The organism is Streptomyces sp. NPDC058157 (assembly GCF_042884105.1).
In the GTDB taxonomy this organism is placed as follows: Bacteria; Actinomycetota; Actinomycetes; order Streptomycetales; family Streptomycetaceae; genus Streptomyces.
Window position 1 is genome coordinate 1 of sequence record NZ_JBHVUQ010000025.1, and the last position, 25,538, is coordinate 25,538.

The 25,538-nt window shown below is 72.7% G+C and carries 27 protein-coding genes and 1 pseudogene; 12 read left to right on the forward strand and 16 right to left on the reverse strand.

The genetic code is table 11. The features are described from left to right. The 3 genes and pseudogenes from ACFVXK_RS09160 to ACFVXK_RS09170 form a co-directional block, all read right to left on the reverse strand. Positions 1–253: pseudogene (locus ACFVXK_RS09160) on the reverse strand (hypothetical protein); the annotation flags it as partial. A gap of 6 nt (positions 254–259) precedes the next feature. After that, complete coding sequence (locus ACFVXK_RS09165; protein WP_389610877.1) at positions 260–1,288, reverse strand: AAA family ATPase; 1,029 nt, start codon at positions 1,286–1,288, stop codon at positions 260–262. Between the two features lie 46 nt (positions 1,289–1,334). Beyond that, complete coding sequence (locus ACFVXK_RS09170; RefSeq protein ID WP_389610878.1) at positions 1,335–3,398, reverse strand: trypsin-like peptidase domain-containing protein; 2,064 nt, start codon at positions 3,396–3,398, stop codon at positions 1,335–1,337. A 134-nt stretch (positions 3,399–3,532) separates the two neighbouring features. Between ACFVXK_RS09170 and ACFVXK_RS09175 the strand changes: the two genes are divergently transcribed. Continuing rightward, entirely contained in the window at positions 3,533–3,718 is a 186-nt protein-coding gene (locus ACFVXK_RS09175) for a DUF6104 family protein (RefSeq protein ID WP_010061466.1), read from the forward strand. 78 nt (positions 3,719–3,796) lie between these two features. On the opposite strand, the gene sodN is transcribed toward ACFVXK_RS09175, so the two are convergent. After that, positions 3,797–4,192, reverse strand: coding sequence for a superoxide dismutase, Ni (gene sodN / locus ACFVXK_RS09180; protein WP_007266490.1), 396 nt, complete (start codon positions 4,190–4,192; stop codon positions 3,797–3,799). Between the two features lie 173 nt (positions 4,193–4,365). Between sodN and sodX the strand changes: the two genes are divergently transcribed. Continuing rightward, on the forward strand, positions 4,366–4,785 hold the full coding sequence (gene sodX, locus ACFVXK_RS09185) for a nickel-type superoxide dismutase maturation protease (protein WP_389610879.1): 420 nt from the start codon (positions 4,366–4,368) through the stop codon (positions 4,783–4,785). On the opposite strand, the gene ACFVXK_RS09190 is transcribed toward sodX, so the two are convergent. Further along, positions 4,689–5,318: a CGNR zinc finger domain-containing protein gene (locus ACFVXK_RS09190; RefSeq protein ID WP_387264797.1), complete on the reverse strand. Its 630-nt coding sequence runs from the start codon at positions 5,316–5,318 to the stop codon at positions 4,689–4,691. The genes sodX and ACFVXK_RS09190 overlap by 97 nt on opposite strands. A 93-nt stretch (positions 5,319–5,411) precedes the next feature. On the opposite strand from ACFVXK_RS09190, the gene ACFVXK_RS09195 reads away from it, so the two are divergent. Next, positions 5,412–6,185, forward strand: a complete 774-nt coding sequence (locus ACFVXK_RS09195; RefSeq protein WP_389610880.1) for a class I SAM-dependent methyltransferase — start codon at positions 5,412–5,414, stop codon at positions 6,183–6,185. 65 nt (positions 6,186–6,250) lie between these two features. Here ACFVXK_RS09195 and ACFVXK_RS09200 read toward each other — a convergent pair whose 3' ends face one another. Genes ACFVXK_RS09200 through ACFVXK_RS09210 form a run of 3 tightly spaced genes read right to left on the reverse strand, consistent with a single transcriptional unit; the run spans position 6,251 to position 8,959 of the window. Beyond that, positions 6,251–7,003 (reverse strand): amino acid ABC transporter ATP-binding protein, encoded by a 753-nt coding sequence (locus ACFVXK_RS09200; RefSeq protein ID WP_045946348.1) that lies wholly within the window; start codon positions 7,001–7,003, stop codon positions 6,251–6,253. 20 nt (positions 7,004–7,023) lie between these two features. Then, positions 7,024–7,980 carry an amino acid ABC transporter permease gene (locus ACFVXK_RS09205; protein ID WP_389610881.1) on the reverse strand — a complete coding sequence of 319 codons (957 nt, stop codon included), beginning with the start codon at positions 7,978–7,980 and terminating at the stop codon, positions 7,024–7,026. Positions 7,981–8,011: 31 nt separating this feature from the next. Next, on the reverse strand, positions 8,012–8,959 hold the full coding sequence (locus tag ACFVXK_RS09210; RefSeq protein ID WP_389610882.1) for an ABC transporter substrate-binding protein: 948 nt from the start codon (positions 8,957–8,959) through the stop codon (positions 8,012–8,014). A 527-nt stretch (positions 8,960–9,486) separates the two neighbouring features. Between ACFVXK_RS09210 and ACFVXK_RS09215 the strand changes: the two genes are divergently transcribed. The 4 genes from ACFVXK_RS09215 (at position 9,487) to ACFVXK_RS09230 (ending at position 12,955) form a co-directional block, all read left to right on the forward strand. Continuing rightward, complete coding sequence (locus ACFVXK_RS09215; protein ID WP_389610883.1) at positions 9,487–10,689, forward strand: NADP-dependent malic enzyme; 1,203 nt, start codon at positions 9,487–9,489, stop codon at positions 10,687–10,689. A 465-nt stretch (positions 10,690–11,154) separates the two neighbouring features. After that, positions 11,155–12,117 (forward strand): zinc-binding dehydrogenase, encoded by a 963-nt coding sequence (locus tag ACFVXK_RS09220; protein ID WP_389610884.1) that lies wholly within the window; start codon positions 11,155–11,157, stop codon positions 12,115–12,117. A gap of 68 nt (positions 12,118–12,185) precedes the next feature. After that, the gene (locus ACFVXK_RS09225) at positions 12,186–12,395 is read left to right on the forward strand and encodes a helix-turn-helix domain-containing protein (protein ID WP_042818984.1); all 210 of its coding nucleotides are present in this window, start codon (positions 12,186–12,188) and stop codon (positions 12,393–12,395) included. Further along, positions 12,395–12,955, forward strand: a complete 561-nt coding sequence (locus ACFVXK_RS09230) for a Clp protease N-terminal domain-containing protein (RefSeq protein WP_389610885.1) — start codon at positions 12,395–12,397, stop codon at positions 12,953–12,955. Before ACFVXK_RS09225 ends, ACFVXK_RS09230 begins: the two co-directional genes overlap by 1 nt. A gap of 4 nt (positions 12,956–12,959) precedes the next feature. Here ACFVXK_RS09230 and ACFVXK_RS09235 read toward each other — a convergent pair whose 3' ends face one another. The 3 genes from ACFVXK_RS09235 to ACFVXK_RS09245 form a co-directional block, all read right to left on the reverse strand. After that, positions 12,960–13,847, reverse strand: a complete 888-nt coding sequence (locus tag ACFVXK_RS09235) for a helix-turn-helix transcriptional regulator (RefSeq protein WP_389610886.1) — start codon at positions 13,845–13,847, stop codon at positions 12,960–12,962. A 1-nt stretch (position 13,848) separates the two neighbouring features. Next, on the reverse strand, positions 13,849–14,772 hold the full coding sequence (locus tag ACFVXK_RS09240) for a DUF4097 domain-containing protein (RefSeq protein ID WP_389610887.1): 924 nt from the start codon (positions 14,770–14,772) through the stop codon (positions 13,849–13,851). Between the two features lie 1,324 nt (positions 14,773–16,096). Next, positions 16,097–17,029: a LysR family transcriptional regulator gene (locus ACFVXK_RS09245; protein WP_389610888.1), complete on the reverse strand. Its 933-nt coding sequence runs from the start codon at positions 17,027–17,029 to the stop codon at positions 16,097–16,099. A gap of 226 nt (positions 17,030–17,255) precedes the next feature. On the opposite strand from ACFVXK_RS09245, the gene snpA reads away from it, so the two are divergent. Further along, positions 17,256–17,921 (forward strand): snapalysin, encoded by a 666-nt coding sequence (gene snpA / locus ACFVXK_RS09250; protein WP_389610889.1) that lies wholly within the window; start codon positions 17,256–17,258, stop codon positions 17,919–17,921. 39 nt (positions 17,922–17,960) lie between these two features. On the opposite strand, the gene ACFVXK_RS09255 is transcribed toward snpA, so the two are convergent. From ACFVXK_RS09255 to ACFVXK_RS09275, 5 genes are all read right to left on the reverse strand, one after another. Continuing rightward, positions 17,961–18,158, reverse strand: coding sequence for a hypothetical protein (locus tag ACFVXK_RS09255; protein ID WP_389610890.1), 198 nt, complete (start codon positions 18,156–18,158; stop codon positions 17,961–17,963). Positions 18,159–18,194: 36 nt separating this feature from the next. Further along, positions 18,195–18,779, reverse strand: a complete 585-nt coding sequence (locus ACFVXK_RS09260; RefSeq protein WP_389610891.1) for a dihydrofolate reductase family protein — start codon at positions 18,777–18,779, stop codon at positions 18,195–18,197. A 69-nt stretch (positions 18,780–18,848) separates the two neighbouring features. After that, the gene (locus tag ACFVXK_RS09265) at positions 18,849–19,466 is read right to left on the reverse strand and encodes a GNAT family N-acetyltransferase (protein ID WP_389610892.1); all 618 of its coding nucleotides are present in this window, start codon (positions 19,464–19,466) and stop codon (positions 18,849–18,851) included. A gap of 113 nt (positions 19,467–19,579) precedes the next feature. After that, entirely contained in the window at positions 19,580–20,629 is a 1,050-nt protein-coding gene (locus tag ACFVXK_RS09270) for a family 2 encapsulin nanocompartment cargo protein polyprenyl transferase (protein ID WP_389610893.1), read from the reverse strand. After that, the gene (locus tag ACFVXK_RS09275) at positions 20,629–22,035 is read right to left on the reverse strand and encodes a family 2B encapsulin nanocompartment shell protein (RefSeq protein ID WP_389610894.1); all 1,407 of its coding nucleotides are present in this window, start codon (positions 22,033–22,035) and stop codon (positions 20,629–20,631) included. Before ACFVXK_RS09275 ends, ACFVXK_RS09270 begins: the two co-directional genes overlap by 1 nt. Positions 22,036–22,204: 169 nt before the next feature. Here ACFVXK_RS09275 and ACFVXK_RS09280 point away from each other — a divergent pair, with 169 nt between their 5' ends. From ACFVXK_RS09280 to ACFVXK_RS09295, 4 genes are all read left to right on the forward strand, one after another. Then, positions 22,205–22,654: an RrF2 family transcriptional regulator gene (locus tag ACFVXK_RS09280; protein WP_389610895.1), complete on the forward strand. Its 450-nt coding sequence runs from the start codon at positions 22,205–22,207 to the stop codon at positions 22,652–22,654. Between the two features lie 98 nt (positions 22,655–22,752). Further along, positions 22,753–23,943, forward strand: a complete 1,191-nt coding sequence (locus ACFVXK_RS09285) for a globin domain-containing protein (RefSeq protein WP_389610896.1) — start codon at positions 22,753–22,755, stop codon at positions 23,941–23,943. A 91-nt stretch (positions 23,944–24,034) separates the two neighbouring features. Next, positions 24,035–24,625, forward strand: coding sequence for an N-acetylmuramoyl-L-alanine amidase (locus ACFVXK_RS09290; protein WP_389610897.1), 591 nt, complete (start codon positions 24,035–24,037; stop codon positions 24,623–24,625). A gap of 10 nt (positions 24,626–24,635) precedes the next feature. Then, positions 24,636–25,529, forward strand: a complete 894-nt coding sequence (locus tag ACFVXK_RS09295; RefSeq protein ID WP_389610898.1) for a 1-aminocyclopropane-1-carboxylate deaminase/D-cysteine desulfhydrase — start codon at positions 24,636–24,638, stop codon at positions 25,527–25,529. Positions 25,530–25,538: the final 9 nt, after the last annotated feature.

Genomic DNA, 25,538 nt, shown 5'->3' on the forward strand with positions numbered 1-25,538 from the left:
GGCTCGTGCCGGCCGGGCGCCCCGGGGCCCGCCCGGCCCCCGCGGGCGTCCGGGCGGGCCGGGGCTCCCGGCCGGTGCCGGGGTCGGGCGCGGCCGCGCGGGCCGCCTCGCGGGTCCGGGCGGCCAGCCAGAGGGCGTCGGCGAGCTCCTCGGGCGACGGGTCGAGCCCGGCGGCCCGGAGCAGCCCGGCCAGCGCCCGCAGCCCGGGGTCGCCGGGGCCGGTGGCCGGGGGGTCGGCGTGCTCGGGGGGCACCGGTGCTCACCTCGGGCGGTCGAGGCGCTGGATGAGGAGGTCGGCGAGGTCCTCGCGGCTGGGCGGGGAGGCGTAGTGGGTGAGGTAGATGGCGTTGAGCAGCTGGTCGGCGGCGACCAGTTCGGAGCGGGAGCGGCTGAGGAACTCGCGGATCAGGTCGGCGCCGAGCCGCGCGGCCTCTTCCCCGAGGTGGGCGCGGACCATGGTGGCGAGGCGCTTCTCGCCGGGCTGGCCGAGCTTGAGCTGGATGCAGCGGCGCAGCAGGGCGGCGGGGAAGTCCCGTTCGCCGTTGCTGGTGAGGATGATGAAGGGGAAGGCCCGGCAGCGGACCCGGCCGCCCTGGACGGTGGCCTTGGTGCCGTCGTCGGTGAGGACCTGGACCTCGGGCTCGGAGTCGGCGACGCGTTCGAGCTCGGGCAGCGTGAACTCGCCTTCCTCCAGCACGTTCAGCAGGTCGTTGGGCAGGTCGATGTCGCTCTTGTCGAGTTCGTCGACGAGCAGGACGCGGGGCCGGGCGGTGGGCAGCAGGGCGGTGCCGAGCGGCCCGAGCCGGATGTACCTGCCGATGCCGGGGGGCGTCGCCGCCGCGGCCCCGCCTCCCCGGCCGGCCCCGCTCGCGGCGATCTGCACGTCCTGGAGCCGGGCGAGGGCGTCGTAGCGGTAGAGCCCTTCCTGGAGGACGGTCCGCGACACCACGGGCCAGCGCAGCACGCGGCCGAGTTTCAGCTCGTGGGCGACGGCGTGCGCGAGGGTGGACTTGCCGGTGCCGGGGTAGCCGGTGACCAGCAGGGGCCGGCGCAGGTAGAGGGCCGCGTTGACGGCCTCCAGTTCCTCGGGCTCGGGCCGGTGCAGCTCGGCGGCCTGCCGGTGGGCGCCCAGGCGCCGGGCCACGTTCCCGTCGGCGGCCGCGGCCGCCGGGCCGGGCTCGGCGACGGGCCCGCCGTCGAAGTCCCGCCAGGGCGGCGGGTCGGGCAGCGTCTCGATCCCGTCGTGGGGCTCGCCGACCCCCCGGTAGATCAGCCATTCGTCGTTCACTGCCGCTCCCTCCCACACCACGGCCGCCCTCCTGCGGGCCCCCGCCTCAAAGGTCCCCCTGCAGCGGTTCGTCCTCCGGCAGGGCGCGGTCCGGGTCCTCCCAGACGAGGGCCAGCCCGGCCGCCCAGTACGCGTCGGGGTCCGCCCCGTGGGCCCGCTGCCGCAGGCTCTGGAGGCGCTGCGGCAGGGCCGCGCCCCGGGCCGCCTCGGTGAACTCCTCGCGCAGCCCCCGGTGGAAGGGCGCGCACGAGGTCGAGGGGTCGGCCGGGGGCCGCCGGCACACCGCCACCCCGTACCCGGCGTCCCGTACGGAGTGCAGGGCGCCCAGCGTCGGGTCGGCGGCGGGGTCCCGGCAGAGCACCGGCACGGTGGTGTCGGGCAGTCCCTGGAGCCAGCCCGGGGAGGGGCTGCGGGGGCGGCCGCGCGAGCAGTCGGCGCGCTGGTCCAGCAGGGGCCCGGCCTGCACCCGCGCCCAGCGTGCGCGGGCGGCGGGGCCGGCGGCGGCGTCCGGGTGGCGCAGCACCACGGGGCGCTGCACCCCGACGGGGACGCCGCCCGAGACGGGCCACTCGTCGAAGGCGAGCCCGAACAGTTCGGGGGCGACGGCCACTTCGAGCGGCGCGGCGCTCTCGTGGGTGTCGCAGCGGCGGAAGCCCTCGGCGAGCGGGGCCCGCAGCGCCTCGGGCAGGCCCGCGAGGGTGGCCCGTACGCCGGCGGCGACCGGGGTGACCCGGCCGGGCCGGGCGGGGCCGGCCAGGACGGACACCCGCCAGTCGTAGACGTCCTCCCAGCCGTGCGCCCAGGCCTCCAGCAGGACCGAGGGTCCGGCGGGCAGGCCCTGGGGCGGCCGGGCGCGGCCCAGGGCGGCCCGTCCGGCGGCCTGGCGGCGGCGCCGGTCCCGTTCGGCCAGGCCCCGTTCGTGCTGTTCGGCGAGCTCGCGGCGCAGCGGCCGCCACAGCCGTTCCGCGGTGGCCCGGACCCAGTCCCACAGTTCCTCGTCGGCGCCGGGGGCGGGCGGTTCGCGGTGGTCGGCGACGCTGACGCCGGTGGCGTAGCGGAGCATCGCGGCGGCCTCGCCGCCCGCGCCGGGCGGGTCGTGCAGGAGGCCGAGGCCGTCGCGCCAGCTGAGGGGGGCGGGGAGGGTGGTGTCGGGTTCCTCGCCCCTGGCCCGTTCGGCGAGTTCCCGCACGGCCTCGGAGGATCCGGGCGGCGGCAGTTCGGCGAGGAGCCCGGACAGGGTGGTCCGCTCGCCGGGGGTGAGCCGGCCGCGGCCGCCGTAGGGGTCGCTCTCGGTGTCGGGGAGCAGGTCGTGGACGTCGGTCCAGGTGCGGCGGCTGTCGAGGTCGCTGAGGTGGCGGTCGTAGTGGTACAGGTCGTGGGCCTGCATGACCCGGCGGTAGAGGCCGGTCTGGCCGGTCGCGGCGAGGGGCAGGGTCCGCAGCTGGGACACGGACACGGCGAGGCCGCCGCCGCCCGCGTGCCGCCGGGCCTTGACCACGCCGACGACCTCCCCGCGCGCCAGGTCGACGACGGGGCCGCCGGACATGCCGGCCTCGATCTCGTCGTCGTCGCCGAGGCGGATGGCGGCGCCGCCTCCGGCGAGGCCGCGCAGCCGGGTGGTGCGGCCGGTGATCTCGCGGATGCCGAGTTCCTCGGTGCAGCCGAAGTAGGCGGCCTCGTCGAGGCGGGGCCGGGCCCGGTCGGTGAGCCAGACGCAGGTGTGGGTGACGGGTGACAGGACGCGGACCAGTGCGAGGTCGGGCAGGTCCCACAGGGCCCGCCGGCCGGGCCGGCGCTCGTCCAGCCGTTCGGGCAGGACGCACTCCACCCGCCCGGCGACCGTCCCGCCGGCGGTGGTGTCCCCGCCGGGGAAGAAGCTGATGCCGACCTCACGCCCCGCCAGACGCACCCCGGCACCCCCTTCACCGACGACGTGCGCGCACGTGAGGACCCAGCCGGGGGCGATGAAGAAGCCGCTGCCCCAGGTGGGTCCGGTCCCAGCGCTGTCATACCCGCCCGGGGCCGCGTGGACGCGTACCGTGGCGGCCCGGACCAGGGGTTCGAGGAGCTCGAAGGCGCGCGCGGGGCCGACCGTGCGCCCGTCCGGCATCCCGAGACCCCCCTCCCCCGCCCGCCCCATCGGCTCCGTCCACGCTAGCGCCGGTGGCGGGAAGGCGGGAGGTGTCGCAGGGGACCCGGATTATCCTGGCGGGAAACACACCCCGAGACGGCACGGAGCCCGACTTGTACTTCACCGATCGCGGCATCGAGGAGCTGGAGAAGCGGCGCGGCGAGGAGGAGGTCACCTTCGAGTGGCTCGCCGAGCAGCTGCGCACCTTCGTGGACCTCAATCCTGACTTCGAGGTCCCGGTCGAGCGCCTGGCCACCTGGCTGGCCCGGCTGGACGACGAGGACGACGAGGACGAGTAGTCCGCAGGCGGCAACGACCGAGGGGCCGCACCGCATGCGGTCGGGCCCCTCGGTGGTGGTGCCGGGGGAAGGCCTGGATCAGGCGGCCTTCGTCTCCCAGAAGATGCGGTCGATCTCGGCGATGAGCTCGAGGGCCTTGGCGCCGGTCGCCGGGTCGTTGGACGCCTTGGCGGCCGAGAGGGCCTTCAGGGTGTCGTTGACCAGGGTGTGCAGCTGGGGGTACTTCTCGAAGTGCGGGGGCTTGAAGTAGTCGCTCCACAGCACCGAGACGTGGTGCTTCGCGAGCTCGGCGCGCTGCTCCTTGATGGTGATGGCGCGCGCGCGGAAGTCCGCGTCCTCGTTGGCCTGGTACTTCTCCTGGACGGCCTTGACGGACTCGGCCTCGATGCGGGCCTGGGCCGGGTCGTACACGCCGCAGGGCAGGTCGCAGTGGGCGGAGACCTTCACCTTGGGGGCGAAGAAGCGGGAAAGCATTGGAGTGGGTCCTCCTCGTGATCGTCTTCTCAAGGGTGGAGATTACTCGCTGAGAAGACGGAAATCGCGGGCGCCCCCATGGGCTTAGGACAAAAGTCCAGCCTCCGCCGAGGACGGGTGAGCGAACCTACGGCGGCGTGCGGCACCATGCGGGCAGGACGAGGAGGCTGTGGATGGCGGAGAGCGGGCGGGCGCGGGTGCGCGTCGGGATCACTGAGGTGGTGGGGCCGTCGATGGTGCCGACGCTGCTGCCCGGGGACCGGATGGTGGTGCGGTACGGGGCGCTGGTCCGGCCGGGTGACGTGGTGGTGTTCCGGCATCCGCTGCAGCAGGACCTGCTGGTGGTGAAGCGGGCGGCGGAGCGGCGGCCGGGCGGCTGGTGGGTGCTCGGGGACAACCCGTTCAACGAGACCGGGGACAGCACCGACTACGGCGCCGTCCCCGACGACCTCGTCCTGGCGACGGCCGTGCTGCGGCTGCGGCCCCGCCCGGCGCATCAGAGTTCGCTGAGGGCCCGGCTGTCCTGGGCGCTGTCGGCGGTGCGGCCGCTGCGGGCGGACTCCTCGGCCTCCAGGCGCTTGCGGGCGCGGTAGGCGGCGACGTTGGCGCGGGTGGCGCAGCGGTCGGAGCAGTAGCGCCGGGAGCGGTTGGTGGAGGTGTCGAGGTAGGCGTTGCGGCAGGGCGGGGCCTGGCAGAGGCCGAGCCGGTCGGGGCCGTGCTCGGTGAGGTGGAAGGCCAGGCCGAAGGACGCGATGGCGGCGTAGCCGGCGCTGGCGTTGGAGGGGTGGTCGGCGAGGTGGATGTGCCAGTCGGGGCGTCCGTCGGGGCCGACGAGGTCGTGGCCGGAGACCTGGGGGCTGACGGGGAACTCCATGAGCAGGGAGTTCAGCAGGTCCACCGCGAGGACGTGGTCGCCGCCGTCGGCGGCCTCGAAGACGGCGCGGAGCCGGCCGCGGACGTTGCGGAAGCGGGTGACGTCGGTGTCGGTGACGCGGCGGGCCATCTGCGTGCTGGGGCCGAAGAGGGCACGGACGTCGTCCGCCGAGGTGAGGGCGTCCTTGTTGCGGGCCGGCTCCTCGGTGTTGACCAGGCGCACGGCATAGTCCGAGTAATGGGCCAGTTCCACTTGTAGTCCTTACGGCTGCGGGTTAGGGTCGGGTCACGGCCGCCGGTAACGGCTGCTCTCGCTTCGAGGGTATTACGTATGGAGGGGTTCGGGATGACGGATACGGTGACTGGCTCGTTCGGTACGGACTGGCAGGCCTGGCAGGACAGCTGGGACCGCCAGCAGGAGTGGTACATGCCCGACCGCGAGGAGCGGTTCCGGGTGATGCTGGACATGGTCGGGGCGCTGACCGGCCCCGCCCCCCGGGTCCTGGACCTCGCGTGCGGTACGGGAAGTATCACGGACCGCCTCCTCGAACGGTTCCCGGAGGCGGTCGCCACCGGGCTGGATCTCGACCCCGCCCTGCTGACGATCGCCCGGGGCCACTTCGCGGGCGACGACCGGGTCGCCTTCGTCACCGCCGACCTCAAGGACCCCGACTGGCGCGCGGCGCTCCCGTACGACTCCTACGACGCCGTCCTGACCGCGACGGCCCTGCACTGGCTGCACAGCGACGAGCTGGCGGTCCTCTACGGGCAGATCGCGGAGCTGGTCCGCCCGGGCGGGGTGTTCATGAACGCCGACCACATGCCCGACCCCTCCACCCCGCTGGTCAACGCCGCCGACCGGGCGCTGCGGCACGCGGGGATGGACCGGGCGAAGGCGGCCGGGGTCCTGGACTGGCGCGACTGGTGGGCACTGGCCGCCGCCGACCCGGTCCTGGCCGAGCCGACGAAGGCCCGCTTCGCGATCTACGGGGAGCACGCCGACGGGGACACCCCCGACGAGTTCTGGCACGCGCGCACCCTGCGGGAGGCGGGCTTCGCGGAGGCCCGCACGGTCTGGCGCTCCCCCTCGGACGCGCTGGTCCTAGGTCTGAAGCGGTAACTTCCGGCGGCAGCGCGAAGGGGCGGTACGGAGACCCGTACCGCCCCTTCGCCACGGCCGCGCGGCTACAGGACCTTGGAGAGGAACGCCTTGGTGCGGTCGTGCTGCGGGTTGCCCAGCACGTCGCGCGGGTGGCCGGACTCGACCACGACGCCGCCGTCCATGAAGACGAGGTTGTCGCCGACCTCGCGGGCGAAGCCCATCTCGTGGGTCACCACGATCATGGTCATGCCCGACTCGGCCAGGTCGCGCATGACGTCGAGGACGTCGCCGACCAGCTCCGGGTCGAGGGCCGAGGTGGGCTCGTCGAAGAGCATCAGCTTCGGCTCCATGGCCAGCGCGCGGGCGATCGCCACGCGCTGCTGCTGGCCGCCGGAGAGCTGGGTGGGATAGTTCCCGCCCTTGTCGCCGAGGCCGACCCGGTCCAGGAGCTTGACCGCGCGCTCGCGGGCCACCGCCTTGGACTCGCCCTTGACCATGACGGGGGCTTCCATGACGTTCTCTATGGCCGTCATGTGCGGGAAGAGGTTGAAGCGCTGGAAGACCATGCCGATGTCCCGGCGCTGGGCCGCGACCTCGCTGTCCTTCAGCTCGTAGAGCTTGTCGCCCTTCTGCTTGTAGCCCACCAGCTGGCCGTCGACCGAGAGCCGGCCGGCGTTGATGCGCTCCAGGTGGTTGATGCACCGCAGGAAGGTGGACTTGCCGGAGCCGGACGGGCCGACCAGGCAGAACACCTCGCGGGGGGCTACCTCGAGGTCGATGCCCCGCAGGATGTGGGCGGCGCCGTACGACTTGTGGACGCCTTCGGCCTTGACCATCGGCTGAGCGGTCTTGGCGGTCATCGCGCGACCTCCGTACGGCGGAACATGTTCAGGTTGGCCTTCAGCCGTTCGAACGGCGTGGGCGGCAGCGTGCGCTGCGCGCCGCGGGCGTAGCGGCGCTCCAGGTAGTACTGGCCGACGCTGAAGACGCTGGTCAGGGCCAGGTACCAGATGGAGGCCACGAAGTACATCTCGATGACCGCGCCGGCGGTGCTGCCGATGTTGGAGCTGGCCCGCAGGAGTTCGGTGTACTGCACCGCCGAGACCAGGGAGGAGGTCTTCAGCATGTTGATGAACTCGTTGCCGGTCGGCGGGATGATCACGCGCATGGCCTGCGGGAGCACGACGCGGCGCATGGTCTGCGTCTGGGTCATGCCCAGCGCGTGGGAGGCCTCGCTCTGGCCCTCGTCGACGGACTGGATGCCCGCGCGGACGATCTCCGCCATGTAGGCGCCCTCGTTCAGGCCGAGGCCCAGGAGGGCGACCATGAACGGGGTCATGACGTCGACGGTCTCGTTCTTGTAGATCGGACCGAGGTTGATGTACTGGAAGATCAGCGGGAGGCTGAACCAGACCAGCAGCTGGACGTAGACCGGGGTGCCGCGGAAGAACCAGATGTAGAGCCAGGCCACGAAGCTGGTGACCGGGTTCTTCGACAGGCGCATCACCGCGAAGAGGATGCCGAGGGCGAGGCCCAGCGCCATCGAGGTGATGCTGATGACGACGGTGTTGCCGAGGCCGCTGATGACCGAGGAGTCGAACAGCTTGTCGCCGACCGTCCCCCAGATGATCTTGCCCTGGGAGAAGGCGTAGACGAGCCACGCCAGCAGTACGGCCACGACCACGGCGCTGATCCAGCGGCCGTAGTGCCGTACGGGGATTGCCTTGATGGCCTCGTAGGGGGTGGTGCCCGAGGCGCCGGGCCCGGCCGGCGGAGTGGCGTCTTCCGGACCCTTGTCGATCTTGTCAGTCACAATGACTGCCCTTCAGTGGAGCGCTTCGGTATTACTTGCCGGCGTTGATCGTGGCGGACTGCACGGCGCCGTCCTTCACGTTCCACTTCTCCAGGACCTTGGCGTAGGAGCCGTCCTTGATGATGGCGTCGACGGCTTCCTTGAGGGCGTCGCGGAGCTGGTTGTTGCTCTTGGAGACCGCGATGCCGAAGAGGCCGACGTCGGACTGCTGGCCGCCGACCTCGAAGTCGTTGCCGCCGCCCGAGGTCTTCGCGATGTACGAGGTGACCGGGAAGTCGTTCAGGTCGGCGACGGCGCCGCCGGCCTTGACGCGGGTCTGGGCCTCGGCGTCGGTGTCGAACGCCTCGATGGTGAGCTTCTTGTCGCCGCACTTCTCGGCCTGGGCCTTGAAGGTGTCCTCGTAGATGGTGCCGCGCTGGACGGCGACCGTCTTGCCGCAGAGGTCGTCGAGGGACTTGATGTTGTCCGGGTTGCCCTTGCGGACCAGGAGCGAGACGCCGGAGGACATGTAGTCGACGAAGTCGACGCCCTTGCCGATCTTCTGGCCCTTGTCGTCAAGGCCTTCCTGGCGCTTCTTGTTGTCCGTCATCGAGGAGATCGCGACGTCCTGGCGGCCGGTCTCCAGCGAGGTGATCAGGCCGTCGAAGGTGCCGGAGGTGAACTGGAGCTTCACGCCGAGCTGCTTGCCGAGCGCCTCGGCGATGTCCGGGTCCACACCGACGATCTTGCCGTTGTCCACGAACTCCATCGGGGCGTAGGCGGTGTCCGAGCCGACCTTGATGACACCCGCGTCCTGGATCTTCTTCGGGAGCTTGGAGAAGAGCGGGGCGCTCTTGTCGGCCGTGCCCGAGCCGGAGGAGGCCTTGTCGGTCTGGTCGCCACAGCCGGTGAGGATCAGGGCGCCGGCGACCGCGATCGCGCCGACCGCGGCGATCCGGGACCGGGCGGCGGTCGTACGACGGGTGGTGCTAGCGGTCATGAGCTGGTTCCTCCGACAGGGGTGGAAAAGCATCCGAGAACAGGTCGAGCACGCACCATCGAGCGCCGCGACCTTGTGTGATTACGGCATCTTGCCATTCGGACTGACGCATTCAGGGTGCCCGTGAGGTCAAAATCAGATAACGGGCGCCCCCGACTACCCAACAGGACTGCGGGCAAGGCCCCTCGGAGCCGCACAAACCGCCGTGACCTGGCATTTTCGCCTCACTATTTGCGGCTCGTCTCAGGTACTGGACAGCAACCTTTGGACTTTTGGCCAAAACCGGGACAAGGACCCTACGATCAGTCCGGAATCGACTCGTCTGGGCGTGTGCTCTTCGGGTAGAACAGATCCTTACACCCCTCATCCGGGGCTCAGGGCGCGCGTGCGGCGCGCCCGCGCGTACGAACCTCCCCTCCGCGGAGACGGGCCAACCGTCGATGCGGAGTACGGACGCGGTGCCCGCCCACCCCTTAACCAGGAGTGGCCACCCTCAATCAACACAAGGACTTAAGGGGTCACACGAAGTGGCAGCCGAGATCGTCAACCCTCGCAGCGACAGCGCGACGGACAACAACCCCGATGCGGTCTTCGCGCTGCACCGGGGCGGCAAGATGGCCATCCAGGCCACCGTGCCCGTCAAGGACAAGGATGACCTGTCCCTGGCCTACACGCCCGGCGTGGCGAAGGTGTGCACCGCCATCGCCGAGCAGCCCGAGCTCGTGAACGAGTACACCTGGAAGTCCAACGTGGTCGCCGTCGTCACCGACGGTACGGCCGTGCTCGGACTCGGTGACATCGGTCCCGAGGCCTCCCTCCCCGTCATGGAGGGCAAGGCCATCCTGTTCAAGCAGTTCGGCGGCGTGGACGCGGTTCCGATCGCGCTCGCGACCAAGGACACGGACGAGATCGTCGAGACGGTCATCCGTCTGGCGCCGTCCTTCGGCGGGGTGAACCTGGAGGACATCTCCGCCCCCCGCTGCTTCGAGATCGAGCGGCGCCTCCAGGAGGCCCTCGACATCCCGATCTTCCACGACGACCAGCACGGCACGGCCATCGTGACGCTGGCCGCCCTGCGCAACGCGGCCAAGCTGACCGGCCGCACCCTCGGCGACCTGCGCGCCGTGATCGCGGGCGCCGGCGCGGCGGGCATCGCCATCGCCAAGATCCTCGTGGACGCGGGCATCGGCGACGTCTGCGTCACCGACCGCAAGGGCGTCGTCTCGGCGGACCGCACCGACCTGACGGACGTCAAGGCGGAGATCGCGGGCCTGACCAACAAGACGGGCCGCAGCGGCACGCTGGAGGAGGCCCTCGCGGGCGCGGACGTCTTCATCGGCGTCTCCGGCGGCACGGTGGGCGAGGAGGCAGTCGCCACCATGGCGCCGAACTCCTTCGTCTTCGCCATGGCCAACCCCAACCCCGAGGTGCACCCCGACATCGCGCACAAGTACGCGGCGGTCGTGGCCACGGGCCGTTCGGACTTCCCGAACCAGATCAACAACGTGCTGGCCTTCCCGGGCATCTTCGCGGGCGCCCTGAAGGTCCGCGCGACCCGGATCACCGAGGGCATGAAGATCGCCGCCGCCGATGCCATCGCCGGTGTCGTGGGCGACGAGCTCGCCGCCGACTACGTGATCCCCTCGCCGTTCGACGAGCGCGTCGCCGAGGCCGTCACGGCCGCGGTCGCCGCGGCGGCGAAGGCCGACGGCGTGGCCCGCCTCGTCTGAGTGACGGGCGGGGCCCCGCGGGGCTGAACGGGTGAGGCCCGGCCGGAGCGATCCGGCCGGGCCTCTTCGTGTACGGAGGGCCGCCGCGCAGGGGAACGCACCCTCCCCGCCCCCGAACGGGGAGGGGACGTCCCGGGTCCTTCGCCGCGGCCGGCCGTGGGCCTCCTCACCGGCTCGACCGGACACGACCGGGCACGAGCGGGCGCGCGGAAAGAGCGCGCGAAGGGCGCCCCGGGAACGCAGAAGGAGTGTGCGGGGCACGCGACACGATCATGACGAGCCACCGCATGGCCTGAATATTACCCCCATCCGGAGCCTGCCGATCTCTTCCGTTTAGGCCTATACAGACCCACAAACGGCATGGCACGGACGGTAGTTGAGAGACCTCACTCCGCTTCCAGTACGCCCCATCCGCAGCCCCGCGCCCCTGGTCATGGGCCCTACCGACCGGTAGCCTCTGGCGCCATGTTCGCTGCCTATGCCGCCCGAATCGACCGAGACCAGCCCCTGAACGGCCTCGTGCTGGGCGAACGCCCGGCCCCCGAGGCCCGCCCCGGCTGGGTGACCGTCAACGTCAAAGCCGCCTCGCTCAACCACCACGACCTGTGGTCCCTGCGCGGGGTGGGCCTCGACGCCGACAAACTGCCCATGATCCTCGGCTGCGACGCGGCCGGCACCGACCAGGACGGCAACGAGGTCGTCCTGCACTCCGTGATCGGCCAGAGCGGCCACGGCGTCGGCCCGGACGAGCCCCGCTCGGTGCTCACCGAGCTCTACCAGGGGACCTTCGCCGAGCAGGTCAGCGTTCCGGCCTGGAACGTGCTGCGCAAGCCCGCCGAGCTGTCCTTCGCGGAGGCCGCCTGCATGCCGACGGCCTGGCTGACGGCCTACCGGATGCTGTTCACCAACGCCGGGGTCCGCCCCGGCGACTCGATCCTCGTCCAGGGCGCGGGCGGCGGCGTCGCCACCGCCGCGATCGTCCTGGGCAAGGCGGCGGGCCTGCGGGTCTACGCCACCAGCCGGGACGAGGCCAAGCGCAAGCGGGCGGTGGAACTGGGCGCGATCGAGGCCTTCCCGCCCGGCGCCCGCCTCCCCCACCGGGTGGACGCGGTGATCGAGACGGTGGGCGCGGCCACCTGGTCCCACTCGGTCAAGTGCCTGCGGCCCGGCGGCACCCTGGTCATCTCCGGCGCCACCAGCGGCGACACCCCTCCCCAGGGGGAGCTGCGGCGGATCTTCTTCCTGGAGCTCAAGGTGGTCGGCTCGACGATGGGCACGAAGGACGAGCTGGAGGATCTGCTGGCCTTCTGCGCGACCACCGGGGTCCGCCCGGTCATCGACGAGGTCCTGCCGCTGGACCGCGCCCGCGAGGGCTTCGAGCGCCTCGAGTCCGGCGACCTATTCGGAAAGATCGTCCTCACGGTCTGAGCATCCGCCCCCGCCCCTGCTCGTCAATCTGGGTTGACACCCCTCCCGCGTCAACCTAGATTGACAGCATGACCGAAGCCACCGATCTCGCCGAACGGGCCGGAGACCGGGACCCCCGTGTGGGCCTGCGTGCCGTGGCCGCCCTCCGCAGGCTGCTGGAGCAGCTGGAGGCCGTCCAGGTACGCAGCGCCCGCGCCCAGGGCTGGTCCTGGCAGGAGATCGCGGCCGAACTCGGCGTCAGCCGGCAGGCCGTGCACAAGAAGCATGGGAGGCTCTGATGTTCGAACGCTTCACCTCGGACGCGCGCGAGGCCGTGTCCCGGGCCGTCGCCCAGGCCGTGGCGGCCCGGGCCGACACCGTCACCGAGGAACACCTGTTGCTGTCCCTGCTGGAGCTGGGCGCACTGGACGCCCTCGGCGTGGACGCCCCCGCGCTGACCGCCGACCTGGAGGCGGCCCGCCGCCGGGGCGGGATCTCCAGGGTGGACGAGGAGGCCCTCGCGGACCTGGGCATCGACCTCTCGGAGATCGTCTCCCGGATCGAGGAGACCCACGGCGAGGGCGCCCTCACGGCCCCCGCACCCCGCAGGCGGAGCCTCGGCTCCTCCCTCCGCGAGGCCCTGGGCCGCCCGGAACCCAAGCGGCGCCACTTCCCGTTCACCCAGGGGGCGAAGAAGACCCTGGAGCAGTCCCTGCGCATCGCGCTGGGCCGCAAGGACCGCCACATCGGCACCCCCCACCTGCTCCTGGCCCTGCTCACCCGCCCCGGCACGGTCTCCGAGGTCCTCGCGGACCACGGGGTCACGTACGCGCGGGTGGAAACCGCCCTCGCGGCCTGACGGCCTACGCGCCCGGGCGCAGGCCCGCCTCGATGCGGGCCGCGGCCGCCGCCAGGTGGGCACGGGCCTCGGCCAGCTGGGCCGGGGTGACCCCGTGGTCGCGGGCCGCGTCCCGGACGTCGTCACGGAACCGGTCCAGCAGCCGGTCCAGGTCGCGGGCCGGGTCCGGCCCGGGGGTCAGGTCGTCGGCCCACGCCGAACCCGACGGGCCCGGGGCGGTGGGCGTCTCGGGCGCGACGGAACCGCCGCCGCCCAGCCAGGCCCCGGCCAGGCTGCCGAACACCCCGCCCGTCCTGCCGAGCTGCTCCTGGAGCTGCGCGGCGATCCGCTGCACCTCCTCGCGGGCCCGCTCCTGGGCCTCCTTGGCCTGGCGGCGGGCCTGCTGGGCCTCCTCACGGGCCCGGCGGCTCTCGTCCTTGGCCCGGCGGGCCTGCTCCTTCCACTCCTGGCGCGCCTTGCGGAGCTCCTCCTTGGCGGCCTTCCAGGACTCGTCCTCGGGCTGCGTCGCCGAGGCGTTGGCCGCGGCGAGCATCTCGCGCCGCAGGTCACCGGCGGCGCCCCGGACGTCGTCACGGATCTCCGCGGCCAGCTCGGAGACCGAGTCGCGGATCTCCAGCTCCAGGTCGGCCAGCTCCCCGCCCCGGTCGGCCAGCTCGGCGCGGCCCGCCTCGGTGATCGAGTACACCTTGCGCCCGCCCTCGGTGGCGTACGTGACGAGCCCCTCGGCCTCCAGCTTCGCCAGCCTCGGGTACACGGTGCCGGCGGAGGGCGCGTACAGCCCCTGGAAGCGCTCCTCCAGCAGGCGGATCACCTCGTACCCGTGGCGGGGCGCCTCGTCCAGCAGCTTGAGGAGGTAGAGGCGGAGGCGGCCGTGGGCGAAGACGGGCGGCATGTCAGAGCACCTTCTTGTCGAGCTGGAGGGAGGCGGCGGCCTCGGTGTCCGCCTGCGGGCGGCGCAGGACGGCGATGGACCCGGAGACGGTGGTGGCCCGCAGGGTGCCGGAGCCCTTGCCGAGGGTGCCGGTGATCCGCTTGGCGCCCAGCTGCCCGGTGACGCGCAGGTCCTCGAAGGCGTTGGAGACGCTGCCGGTGGCGGTGTTCGCCTCGACCTTGGCGTCGGCGGGGTGCGGGAGGCGGATGGCGACCTGGCCGGAGACGGAGTTGAGGAAGATGTCCACCGGCTTGGGGGCCGCGCCGTCGAGGGCGAGGTCGATGAGCATGTCACCGCTGACGGAGTCGGCCCGTACGCTGCCGCCCGCGCCGTCGACGACGGTCAGCCCGCCGGAGACCGAGTGGAAGCCGAGCTCACCGGTGACGGACTGCACCTCGACGCTGCCGGACACGGTGTGCGCCTTGACCCGCCCGGAGAGCCCGACCAGGGTGGCGTCGCCGGAGACGCCGGTGACGTCGGTGGCGCCGGAGATGCCGGAGACGAACGCGGTCGCGCTGACGGCGGCCAGCTGGACGGCGGTGGCGGCGGGCACGGTCAGCGTGACGGTGACGCTGCGCTCCCAGGCCTTGCGCCCGTCGGAGGAGGAGCCGGACCAGGCCTTCCAGGGCTTGCCCTCGAACCACTTCTTGAAGCCCTGGGTGCCGTTCCAGGGCAGGTCCTCGTAGGACACGGTGAGGGTGCCGCCCTCCTGCACCACGTGCAGCGGGGGCCCGTCGACCTCGGTGACCTCCAGCCGCGCGGGCCCGTCCTCGGAGGCGACGACGTTGACGGTGCCGCCGACCACACGGACCCGCAGGTCCGTGACCGGCTGCTCGAAGGCGAGCCGCTGGGGGGCGGGGACGGACCAGGTCATCTGCTCAGGCATGGTGCTGCTCCTCCTCGTGGACCGACGCGACGCACGCAACATATCGCGTCTTCTTCAGAACACGATATATCGCGGCGTCGCGAAGTCAAGCAGGTACGGAGGCGGGGTCGGGGTGGTGGCGGGGTTTCGGCGGGGCGGTAGCGGACAGCCGCCCGGGACCCACGAGGGCGGGGTCCGACCTGGGCGGTCTCAGGGAGGGTTGGGGCTTTCCCGCCAGTCCCACTGTCCTTCCGGTCCGGGCCGGCCTGTCAAGGGCGCTCCTTCGTCGCGTCGCTTCGCGATCGCCTCCGGCGACCCTTGACAGACCGACCCGAACCGGAAAGACAAGGACTGCCGGGAAACCCCCAAAGGAACGGGACGGACGTTCCTAGGACACGCGGCGGTCTCAGGGACCAGGCGGCCAGGCCGGGGGCCGGCAGACACCCATCCGGGCCGTTTTCAGGAGCAATCGGAGCCTCCCTCCGCGTCAGATCGCTACGCGCTTCTCCCGTCTCGGCGTCCGCAGCTCGTCTGGGGTCTCTACCCGCAAGACATGCTCATCAGGACCCCATTCGGGGTCGGTGGGCGCGTCGGATCGCTACGCGCTTCGCTCTTTCGGCGGCTTGCCGCCGTCCTGGGCCGGGATGCTCTGCCGGTTGGCCTGTGGCGCCGGTACCAGCCCCAGACGGCCCTCGGACGCCGGAACATGGGGAGCGCGTAGCGATCTCGGGCGCCGTGGGGTCCCGGATGGGGCCCGTTTCGTCATGTGCTGCGGGTATCAGCCCTCGACGGCCGCCGGACGCCGAAACGAGAGAAGCGCGTAGCGATCAGACGCGCCCACCGGCCCCGAATGTCTCTCTGACCGGCATGTGTTGCGGGTAGCGGCCCCAGACGGCCGCCGGACGCCGAGACGGGAGAAGCGCGTAGCGATCTGACGCGTGCGGCGGTGCCGCTTGCTGCCCATGTCGGCCCGGATGCCCGGCGAGGCGGCCCCCGACCACCCCGCCTGATCCCTGATCCCGCCGTATGTCCATTGATCCTCCGTCCCGTTCCTTTGGGGGGTTCGCGGCAGTCTTCGTTTTTCCGTGGCGGGACGGTCTGTCAAGGGTGGCCGAAGGCCATCGCGCAGCGACGCGACGAAGGAGCGCCCTTGACAGGCCGGCCCGACGCGGAAGGACGATGAGACTGGCGGGAAGCCCCCAACCCTCCCTGAGACCGCCCGGCTGAGGCCCCGCCCTCCCCCGGTCCCGGCCGGCAGTCCCGCCCCGCCCCGCCGGGACACCGCCGCGAGGCGGGTGGGCAGCCTCCGACCCGCCCCCGGCCCCTCGAGGGGGAGATGGCGGGCCTAAGCCACCAGCAGCGAGCTCCCCTGCCGCGACAGCCACGCACGGTACGGCGGGGTGCCCAGGGCCGCTTCGCGGTAGGCGGCGCGGAGGTCCTCGTAGGCCTCCTCGTGTTCGCCCGGGCGGGTGGCCAGCAGGAGGCGGACCGCCAGGGGGTCGCCCTGGAGCGGGCGGATCGCCATGTCGTCGCGGGGGCCCGACGTCGGCTGGCACGGGGCCACCGCCTCGCCGGAGACGATCAGGGACGCCGCCGTGTGGTAGTCGGCGTGCAGGACCTGCGGGGTGAGGCCCGCGCGGGCGAACACGCGCCGCAGGCCGTCCCATTCGCCGTCGACCGAGGGGTCCACCGTCCAGCGGTCCCCGGCCAGGTCCTCTAACTCCACCACCGACGAGCGGGCCGCCGGATGGTCCAGGGACATGGACACGAACTGCGGCTCGCGCTCCATCAGCACCCGCAGCTCCAGCCCGCCCGGCACCCGCAGCGGACTGCCCTCCACCTCGTGCACGAACGCCACGTCCAGCTGCCCGGCGGCGGTCATCCGCAGCAGCGCGTTGGCCGAGACGTCGACCACCAGCGTGGTCTCCGTCTCCGGCGCGCGCCGGTGCAGCCGGCGCAGCCACCCCGGCAGGGCCCGGCTCGCGGTCGAGCCGATCCGCAGGCGGGGTCCGTGGGCGGCGGCCCGCGCGTCGGCGACCAGTGCGGCCATCTCGGCGAGGAGCGGCCGTGCCCGGCCGAGTACCGTGCGCCCGAAGGGAGTCGGCCGGCAGCCGGTGCGCTCGCGGAGGAACAGCTCGCCCTCGAGGGCCCGTTCGATCCGGCGCAGCTGCGTCGTCAGGGAGGGCTGGCTCACGCCGAGCTGCCGGGCGGCCTTGTGCAGGCTGCCGGCGTCGGCGATGGCGCACAGCGCGCGCAGGTGCCTCACCTCGAGCTCCATGACCCGAGGGTAGGCGGGCCCACGGGACCGCACCAGCCGCCGATAGCCCCCCGAATCCCGCCATTCTCACGCTAGTTGACCAAGGTAAATCTCTCCGAAACCCCCCGATAGGGCGGTGTTATCGGCCTCTGACATCATCCGCACCCGCCTTCGGCTCCCGCAGACTCCCGTACCGGATGACCCATCCACCCCCCACCGCACCACCTGACGAGTAGGAGCCCCCCACATGCGCCACTCCCGCAGGACCATGCTGTCCGCCGCGTCCGTCGGCCTGGGTGTCGTCGCCGTCCTCGGCGGCGTCGTCCCGAGCGCGACGGCCGCGACCCCGGCGGGCGGCAGCCCGGCGAGCTACGCCGCGTACGAGCGCTCGACGGAGAACCAGGCCGCCAACAAGGCCTTCTTCGAGGCCGTCCAGCGCGCGGTGGCCGAGCAGCGTGCCGCGAACCCGAGCGCCACGGCGGCCGTCACGGTCACCTACAACACCCGCAACGCGCCCAGCTTCCGCACCCAGATAGCCAACTCGACCCGCATCTGGAACAGCTCGGTCTCGAACGTGAAGCTGCAGGAGGTGGCCTCGGGCGGGAGCTTCTCGTACTACGAGGGCAACGACTCCCGCGGTTCGTACGCGAGCACCGACGGGCACGGCCGGGGCTACATCTTCCTGGACTACGCGCAGAACCAGCAGTACAACTCCACCCGCGTGACGGCCCACGAGACGGGTCACGTACTGGGTCTGCCGGACCACTACTCGGGTCCGTGCAGCGAGCTGATGTCGGGCGGCGGCCCGGGCACCTCGTGCACCAACCCCAACCCGAACAGCGCCGAGCGCTCCCGCGTCAACCAGCTGTGGGCCAACGGTCTGGTCGGCTCGGGTCTCGGCACCAAGGGCTGAGCCCTGACGGTCGTCCCGTACGGCAGCGCCCGCGGAGGGTCATCCCTCCGCGGGCGCGTGCCGCGGGCAGTCCGGGTCGGGGCAGGGGCCCGGGCCCCACGTGGGTACGAAGATCCCGAGGGACTTGTGGCGGCGGACCACCGTCTCCACGGGGGTCCCGCAGGCCGGGCAGGTCCGCTGCTCGTGCCCGGCCTGCGGGGCGACCGTCGGGTGCGCGCGTTCTCGTTCACCGGCCATACCTCCACGGTAGGCCGGTTCCGCGCGTCCGCCCGGTCAGCGCTTGACGGTGTACGCGGAGACGACCTGGCCGCCGCCGAACGCAGTGCAGCCGGTCAGTTCCAGCTCCCGCACCCCGAAGCCCGTGCGGGACATCGGCATGCCGGCGCCCGCGAGGACCGGGTAGGTCTTGACGATGTACTCGTCGATCTCGTCGGCCAGCTGCGCCGCGAGGTCGGCGCCGCCGCACAGCCAGATGCCGAGGCCGTCCTGCGCCTTGAGCTCGCGGACCGTGGCGGCGATGTCCCCGCTGATCAGGCGCACCTCGGGGTCGGGCGCCTCGGCGAGGGAGCGGGAGACGACGTACTGCTCCCGGAAGTGGCCGTAGGGGCTGGTCATGCCGGCCTTGAGGCCCGGCTCGTAGGTGTTCCGGCCCATGATCACCGCGTCGAAGCGCTTCGGCGGGGCGTCGGCGATGCCGAGGTGGGCGCGGCCGGCGGCGGAGATCGTCTCGGGATATTCGGCGATCAGGTGCCCGAGGAACTCCTGGTCGACGTAGGCGTACATGAAATCGGCATCGCCGTCCGGGGCCGCGATGAACCCGTCGACGGTGGTGGCGACGAAGTACGTGAGCTTGCGCAAGCGGGGTCTCTTCCGTGAGGGGGTGCCACGCTCCGTGGCACGACAGTCAAAGTACTTCAGATGAAGTGGTTAGGCAAGGCCCCCACCCCCCTGCGGCTTGCGCCACATCGGCCACATCAGCGGGCCGTCCGGCAGCCGCACCGCCTCACCGGTGAACTCCCACCCCAGCCGCTCGTAGAGCCGCATGCTCCGCTCGCTGCTCGCCTCCAGGTACGCGGGGACCCCGTCCCGGTCGCAGCGCTCCAGCACCGGCCGGATCAGCTCCGTACCCAGCCCCTCGCCCTGCCGCCCGGGCGCGACCGCGATCATGAGCAGGTACTCGTGCTCCTCGGCGGTCGGGTGCACGGCTCCCGTGAGGCGTCCGACGAGCTCGCACCGTTCGTTGCCGGGGTCGGCCACCGCGCGCATCTTCGCGGGGACGTCGTCCTCGGCGGCCTCCCCCTCCGGATCGCCGGCCGGGATCCGCAGCCACAGCGCGGCCGCCAAGCCGTCGGCGGCGCAGTCGATCCGGCCCTCGGCCAGGGCCACGTCGACGAAGACCCCGAGGAACCTCCCGTGGACGGCGGCCCGGTGCGCGGGGTCGGGGAAGACCCAGGAGCTGACCGGGTCGCTGCGGAAGGCCTCGTCCAGCAGGCGCGCGACGGCGTCCCGGTCCGACCGATCCGCCTGACGTATCTCCAGCACCACAGGTCACGCCCTTCACTCGCACGTCAACTACCGCGAGCGATACTAGAGTTGGCCCGAGCACGCGGAAAGGCCCGTTCCGGCACCCCCGCGGTGCCGGAACGGGCCAACCCGCCCTACTTCGTACGGCGCGTCACGAACTCGGCGAGCGCCAGCAGCCCGCCCGCCGCCGCCACGTCCGGCACCGCGCGGGACAGCTCCTGCACCGCCCGGCCCATCCGGTCGGCGGCGTGGTCCTGCGCCCAGTCGCGGCCACCGGCCCGCTCGACGGCCCGGGCGGCCCGCGGCACGTCCTCGTCCCCGGTCATGGGGCCCGCGTACAGGGCGGCGAGCTCCTCCCCCGCCTCGGTGCCGGAGGTGAGGGCCGCCACGACGGGGAGGGACTTCTTGCGGGCGAGCAGGTCGGCCCCGGCGGGCTTGCCGGTGTGCCCGGGGTCCCCCCAGATGCCGATCAGGTCGTCGATCAGCTGGAAGGCCAGGCCCGCCTCCCGCCCGAAGGCGTCCATCGCCTCGACCTCCTCCGGCCCGGCGCCCGCGTACAGCGCGCCGACCGCGCAGGCGCAGCCCAGGAGGGCGCCGGTCTTGGCCGTGGCCATGGCCAGGCACTCCTCCAGGGAGACGGAGGAACGCCGTTCGAAGGCGCAGTCCGCCTGCTGCCCGGCGCACAGCTCGACGATGCAGGCCGCGAGACGGGCCGAGGCCCGCGCCGAGGCCGGGTGCGGGTCGTCGGCGAGCATCCGCAGGGCGAGCGCCATCATCGCGTCGCCCGTCAGGAGGGCGTCCGGGATCCCGAAGACGGTCCAGGCGGTGGGCCGGCCGCGGCGGCGGGCGTCGTTGTCGATGACGTCGTCGTGCAGCAGGGTGAAGTTGTGCGCCAGCTCCACGGCGGCCGCCGCCCGTACCGCGGACCCGGGGCTGCCCTGCGGGCCGCCGAGGGCCCGCGCCGAGGCGAGGACGAGGGCCGGCCGGATGGCCTTGCCCGCGCCGACGGCGGCCGGTCCGCCGTCCTCGTCCGCCCAGCCGAAGTGGTACGCCGCCACCCGCCGGGTGGGGGCGGGCAGGCTCTCCACGGCCCGGCGCAGCTCCGGGTCGACCGCTTCCCTCGTGCGGTCCAGGAGGGCGGCCGCCTCCTGCCCCTCGCCCGTGGCGACGGTGTGCGCGGCCATCAGCGCCAGCGGCCGATCTCGACGTTCTCCAGCACGCCGAGCGCGTCGGGGACCAGGACGGCGGCGGAGAAGTAGGCGGTGACCAGGTAGGACATGATCGCCTGCTCGTTGATGCCCATGAAGCGGACCGACATGCTCGGCTCGATCTCGTCGGGGATCCCGGGCTGGTGGAGTCCGATGACGCCCTGGTTCTCCTCGCCGGTGCGCATGCAGAGGATGGACGTCGTCCGGGCGTCGCTGACCGGGATCTTGTTGGACGGGAAGATCGGCACGCCCCGCCAGGCCGGCACCCGGGTCCCGGCGACGTCGACGGTCTCGGGGTAGAGGCCGCGCTTGTTGCACTCGCGGCCGAAGGCCGCGATGGCCTTGGGGTGGGCGAGGAACAGGTTCGAGTCGCGGCGCATGGAGAGCAGCGCGTCGAAGTCGTCGGGGGTGGGCGCGCCGTCGTGGGGCTGGACGCGCTGGTCGTAGTCGGCGTTGTGGAGCAGGCCGAAGTCGGGGTTGTTGAGCATCTCGTGCTCCTGGCGCTCCCGCAGCGCCTCGACCGTCAGCCGCAGCTGCTGTTCGGTCTGGTTCATCGGGTGGTTGTAGAGGTCGGCGACGCGGGTGTGGACGCGCAGGACCGTTTGCGCGATGGAGAGTTCGTACTCGCGGGGGCGGGCCTCGTAGTCGACGAAGGTGCCGGGGAGCACGGCTTCGCCGTGGTGGCCGGCGGAGAGGTCGATGGCGGCCTCACCGTACGGGTTGGCGTGCCGCTCGGGCCGGGTGCTCAGGCTGTCCAGGTGGGCGCGGAGCGAGGGGACCCGGTCGGCGAGGATCTGGAAGTCCTGGCGGGTCAGGACGAGGGCGGTGCCGGAGGTGGCGGCGCGGGCGGTGTACTCCCAGATGGCCTCTTCGTCGGTGAGGGCGTCCTCGCCGAAGTAGGCGCCGTCGGCGACGGTGCGCAGGACGGCGTCGTCGCCGTAGGGGCCGGGCCCGATCTGGTCGATGCGGCCGTGCGCGAGGAGGAACACCTGGTCGGAGGGGCTGCCGAAGGAGGTGAGCTCCTGGCCGGCCTCGAAGTCGAGCTGCCGGCAGCGGGCGGCGAGTTCGGTGAGGACGTCCTCTTCGGTGTAGTCGCGAAGGAGGGGCAGTTCGCCGAGTTCGGCGGGGATGACCTGGACCTGGCGGCCCGTCTTGACGAACTCCACGATGCCGTTGCCGACGGAGTAGCTGAGGCGGCGGTTGAGGCGGTAGGTGCCGCCCTGGACGGATACCCAGGGGAGCATCTTCAGGAGCCACCGCGAGGTGATCTCCTGCATCTGCGGGGCGGACTTGGTGGTGCTCGCCAAGTTCCGCGCGGCCGCGGTGCCGAGACTGCGCTGCGGTGTCTGGGCTTCGGATTCGGAGCCCGCCTGGACCGACATGTCTTCGCCTTTCGATCACTCCATGGGTCTGCGATAGAGAACCCTTTCAGCACGCAATGCGGTCGGACCATTACACAAAAGGGTGGGACTACTCCCGTCCAGGCTGGGCATCCTTCTGGGTCCGATCCCTAACTTGCATCTCCGATGCCAGTTTTCCTACCCTGTCCCCATGCGGCTGACCCGATTCACCGACCTGGCGCTGCGCGTCCTGATGCGCCTGGCGGTCGAGGACACGGAACTCCCCACCACCCGCGAGGTGGCGGCGACCATGGAGGTTCCCTACACCCACACCGCCAAGGTGGTCGCCCGGCTCCAGCACCTCGGCCTGGTCGAGGCGCGGCGCGGCCGCGGCGGCGGACTGGCGCTCACCTCCGCCGGCCGGGCCGCCTCGGTGGGCGGCGTGGTGCGCGAGCTGGAGGGCGAGGGGGACGTCGTGGACTGCGACGGCACCACCCCCTGCCCGCTGCGCGGGGCGTGCGTCCTGCGCGGGGCGCTGCGCCGGGCCCAGGAGGCCTTCTTCGCCGCGCTGGACCCGCTCACGGTGGCGGAACTGGTGGCGGCCCCCACAGGGCCCCTCCTCCTCGGCCTCTCGGCCCCCGCCCGCGGCCCGGCCGGCTGACCCACCCCCGAGGGCCCCGCACCACCAGGGAGCGTGCCGCCGCGCACCCGTAAATATGAACCCCGTATGCCAATTAACCACTGCCGCGAGGAGACCCCATGCTGTCCGAGAAGTCGGCCGCGACCGTACGCGCCACCCTGCCCGCCGTCGGGGCGGCGATCGGCGACATCGCGGAGCTGTTCTACGAGAAGCTGTTCGCGGCCCACCCGGCACTCCTGCGCGACCTGTTCAACCGCGGCAACCAGAACGCCGGCCTCCAGAAGCAGGCCCTCGCCGGGTCCGTCGCGGCCTTCGCCACCCACCTCGTGGAGCACCCGGACACCCGCCCGGACGTGATGCTCGGCCGCATCGCCCACAAGCACGCCTCCCTCGGCGTCACCCGCGAGCAGTACCCGGTCGTCCACCGGCACCTCTTCGAGGCCATCGCCGAGGTCCTCGGCGAGGCCGTCACCCCGGAGGTCGCCGAGGCCTGGGACGAGGTCTACTGGCTGATGGCCAACGCCCTCATCGCCGTCGAGGAGCGCCTCTACGCCGAACAGCGGGTCCTGGCCGGCGACGTCTGGCGGGACTGGACCGTGGCCGCGCGCGTCGAGGAGACCGCGGACTGCACCACCTTCCACCTCGTCCCCACCGACGGGACCCCGGCGCCCGGCTCCAAGCCCGGCCAGTACGTCTCCGTGCAGACCGAACTCCCCGACGGCGCCCGCCAGATCCGCCAGTACAGCCTCACCAGCGCCCCCGGCTCCCCCGTCCGGACGATCACGGTCAAGCGGGTCCACGGCGGCGACGGCCCCGACGGCGAGGTCTCGAACCACCTCCACGCCCACGTCCGCACCGGCGACACCCTGCGCGTCTCGGCCCCGTACGGCGACCTCGTCCTGCGGGACTCCACCGCGCCGGTCCTGCTCGCCTCCGCCGGGATCGGCTGCACCCCGATGCTCTCGATGCTGGAGCACCTGGCCGAAACGGGACACCCCGCCCCCGTCACCGTCGTCCACGCCGACCGCACCCCCGCCGACCACGCCCTGCGCACCGACCACCGCGCCCTGACGCACAAGCTCCCCGACGCCTCGGCCCGCTTCTGGTACGAGTCCGACGCCGAGCCGGGCGACGCGACCGGCCTCCTCGACCTGGACGCCACCCCCGTCGCCCCCGGCACCCAGGCCTACCTCTGCGGCCCGCTCCCCTTCATGCGGTCGGTCCGCGCCCAGCTGATCGCCAAGGGGGTCCCGGCGTCCGACATCCACTACGAGGTCTTCGGCCCCGACCTCTGGCTCGCCTCGGCGTGACGGCTGGCCGAAACCCGCCCTAGCCACGGAATGGCCGCTTCCACTACACCGGTACGTGACGCACCGAACACGTACCGTAAGGGAGGCGGCCATGTCCGCACCCATGTCCGCGGACCGTTTCATCCACGCCCTGCGCGCCGAAGGGCTGACCGTCGTCGAGGTCGGCAGCTGGCGCACGCACAACCGCAACCACAAGGGCCCCTGGGGGCCGGTACACGGGGTGATGATCCACCACACCGTCACCCACGGCACCGCCTACACCGTGCAGCTCTGCCGCGACGGGGACCGCGCCCTGCCCGGACCCCTCTGCCACGGGGTCATCACCAAGGACGGCCGCGTCCACCTCGTCGGCTACGGCCGCGCCAACCACGCCGGCGCCGGCGACTCCGACGTCCTCGCGGCGGTCGTCGCCGAGCGCCGCCTCCCCCCGGACCACCAGGCCGACACCGACGGCAACCGCTACTTCTACGGCTTCGAATGCGAGAACCTCGGCGACGGTGAGGACCCCTGGCCCGCCGTCCAGCTCGACGCCGTCACCCGCGCGGCGGCGGCCCTGTGCCGCGTCCACGACTGGGGCGCCCGCTCGGTCATCGGCCACCTCGAATGGCAGCCGGGCAAGATCGACCCCAAGGGCTTCACGATGGACTGGCTGCGCGAACGTGTGGCCGACCGGCTGAAGTGACAATGGACGGGTGACCCACCCCGAGCTGCGCCCCCGCCCGCCGTCCCCTCTCGTCGAGGCGGCCGACGAACGCTTCGCCGCGCAGGGGGTGCGGCTCCTCCTCAAGCGGGACGACCTCGTCCACCCGCAGCTCCCGGGCAACAAGTGGCGCAAACTCGCGCCGAACCTCCGGGCCGCCCTGGAGGCGGGCCACGACCGGCTCGTCACCTTCGGCGGCGCCTACTCCAACCACCTCCGCGCCACGGCGGCCGCCGGACGGCTGCTCGGCCTGGAGACGGTCGGCCTCGTCCGGGGCGACGAGCTCGCGGACCGCCCCCTCAACGACTCCCTGGCCCGCTGCGCGGCGGACGGCATGCGGCTGCGCTTCGTCACCCGCGCGGACTACCGGCGCAAGGCCGAGCCGGAGGTCCTCTCCCGCCTCCTGACCGCCGCCGGGGCCCAGGACGCCTACCTGGTCCCGGAGGGCGGCAGCAACGCGCTCGCGCTCACGGGCTGCGCGGAACTGGGGCGCGAACTGCGCGGCGCCGGCGACGTGGTGGCCGTCGCCTGCGGCACGGGGGGCACCCTGGCCGGCCTGGCGGCCGGCCTGGCCCCGGAGCAGCACGCCCTGGGCGTCCCGGTCCTGGCGGGCGGCTTCCTGGGCGGGGAGATACGTTCCCTCCAGACGGCCGCCTTCGGAGCCCCGACCCCCAACTGGACCCTGGCCGAGGGCCACGACCACGGCGGCTACGCCCGCGTCCCCCCGCCGCTCGAAGCCTTCGCGCAGGACTTCGAGTCCCGCCACGGCCTCCCGGTGGAACGCGTCTACGTCGCGAAGCTCCTCCGGGCCCTGACGACCCTGACGGAGGCGGGGGCCTTCGCCAGGGGCACGACAGTGACGGCGATCGTGACCGGGCGGCCGTAGGGCCCGCCC

Excerpts from the sequence above, each read along its gene's own strand:
- ACFVXK_RS09170 (WP_389610878.1), bottom strand. The coding sequence starts at position 3,398 with ATGCCGGACGGGCGCACGGTCGGCCCCGCGCGCGCCTTCGAGCTCCTC.
- ACFVXK_RS09280 (WP_389610895.1), top strand. The coding sequence starts at position 22,205 with ATGCGGCTGACCCGATTCACCGACCTGGCGCTGCGCGTCCTGATGCGC.
- sodN (WP_007266490.1), bottom strand. The coding sequence starts at position 4,192 with ATGCTTTCCCGCTTCTTCGCCCCCAAGGTGAAGGTCTCCGCCCACTGC.
- ACFVXK_RS09255 (WP_389610890.1), bottom strand. The coding sequence starts at position 18,158 with ATGGCCGGTGAACGAGAACGCGCGCACCCGACGGTCGCCCCGCAGGCC.
- ACFVXK_RS09225 (WP_042818984.1), top strand. The coding sequence starts at position 12,186 with ATGACCGAAGCCACCGATCTCGCCGAACGGGCCGGAGACCGGGACCCC.
- ACFVXK_RS09230 (WP_389610885.1), top strand. The coding sequence starts at position 12,395 with ATGTTCGAACGCTTCACCTCGGACGCGCGCGAGGCCGTGTCCCGGGCC.
- ACFVXK_RS09210 (WP_389610882.1), bottom strand. The coding sequence starts at position 8,959 with ATGACCGCTAGCACCACCCGTCGTACGACCGCCGCCCGGTCCCGGATC.
- ACFVXK_RS09240 (WP_389610887.1), bottom strand. The coding sequence starts at position 14,772 with ATGCCTGAGCAGATGACCTGGTCCGTCCCCGCCCCCCAGCGGCTCGCC.
- ACFVXK_RS09245 (WP_389610888.1), bottom strand. The coding sequence starts at position 17,029 with ATGGAGCTCGAGGTGAGGCACCTGCGCGCGCTGTGCGCCATCGCCGAC.
- ACFVXK_RS09235 (WP_389610886.1), bottom strand. The coding sequence starts at position 13,847 with ATGCCGCCCGTCTTCGCCCACGGCCGCCTCCGCCTCTACCTCCTCAAG.
- ACFVXK_RS09290 (WP_389610897.1), top strand. The coding sequence starts at position 24,035 with ATGTCCGCACCCATGTCCGCGGACCGTTTCATCCACGCCCTGCGCGCC.
- snpA (WP_389610889.1), top strand. The coding sequence starts at position 17,256 with ATGCGCCACTCCCGCAGGACCATGCTGTCCGCCGCGTCCGTCGGCCTG.
- ACFVXK_RS09195 (WP_389610880.1), top strand. The coding sequence starts at position 5,412 with ATGACGGATACGGTGACTGGCTCGTTCGGTACGGACTGGCAGGCCTGG.
- ACFVXK_RS09220 (WP_389610884.1), top strand. The coding sequence starts at position 11,155 with ATGTTCGCTGCCTATGCCGCCCGAATCGACCGAGACCAGCCCCTGAAC.
- ACFVXK_RS09285 (WP_389610896.1), top strand. The coding sequence starts at position 22,753 with ATGCTGTCCGAGAAGTCGGCCGCGACCGTACGCGCCACCCTGCCCGCC.
- ACFVXK_RS09275 (WP_389610894.1), bottom strand. The coding sequence starts at position 22,035 with ATGTCGGTCCAGGCGGGCTCCGAATCCGAAGCCCAGACACCGCAGCGC.
- ACFVXK_RS09200 (WP_045946348.1), bottom strand. The coding sequence starts at position 7,003 with ATGGTCAAGGCCGAAGGCGTCCACAAGTCGTACGGCGCCGCCCACATC.
- sodX (WP_389610879.1), top strand. The coding sequence starts at position 4,366 with ATGGCGGAGAGCGGGCGGGCGCGGGTGCGCGTCGGGATCACTGAGGTG.
- ACFVXK_RS09270 (WP_389610893.1), bottom strand. The coding sequence starts at position 20,629 with ATGGCCGCGCACACCGTCGCCACGGGCGAGGGGCAGGAGGCGGCCGCC.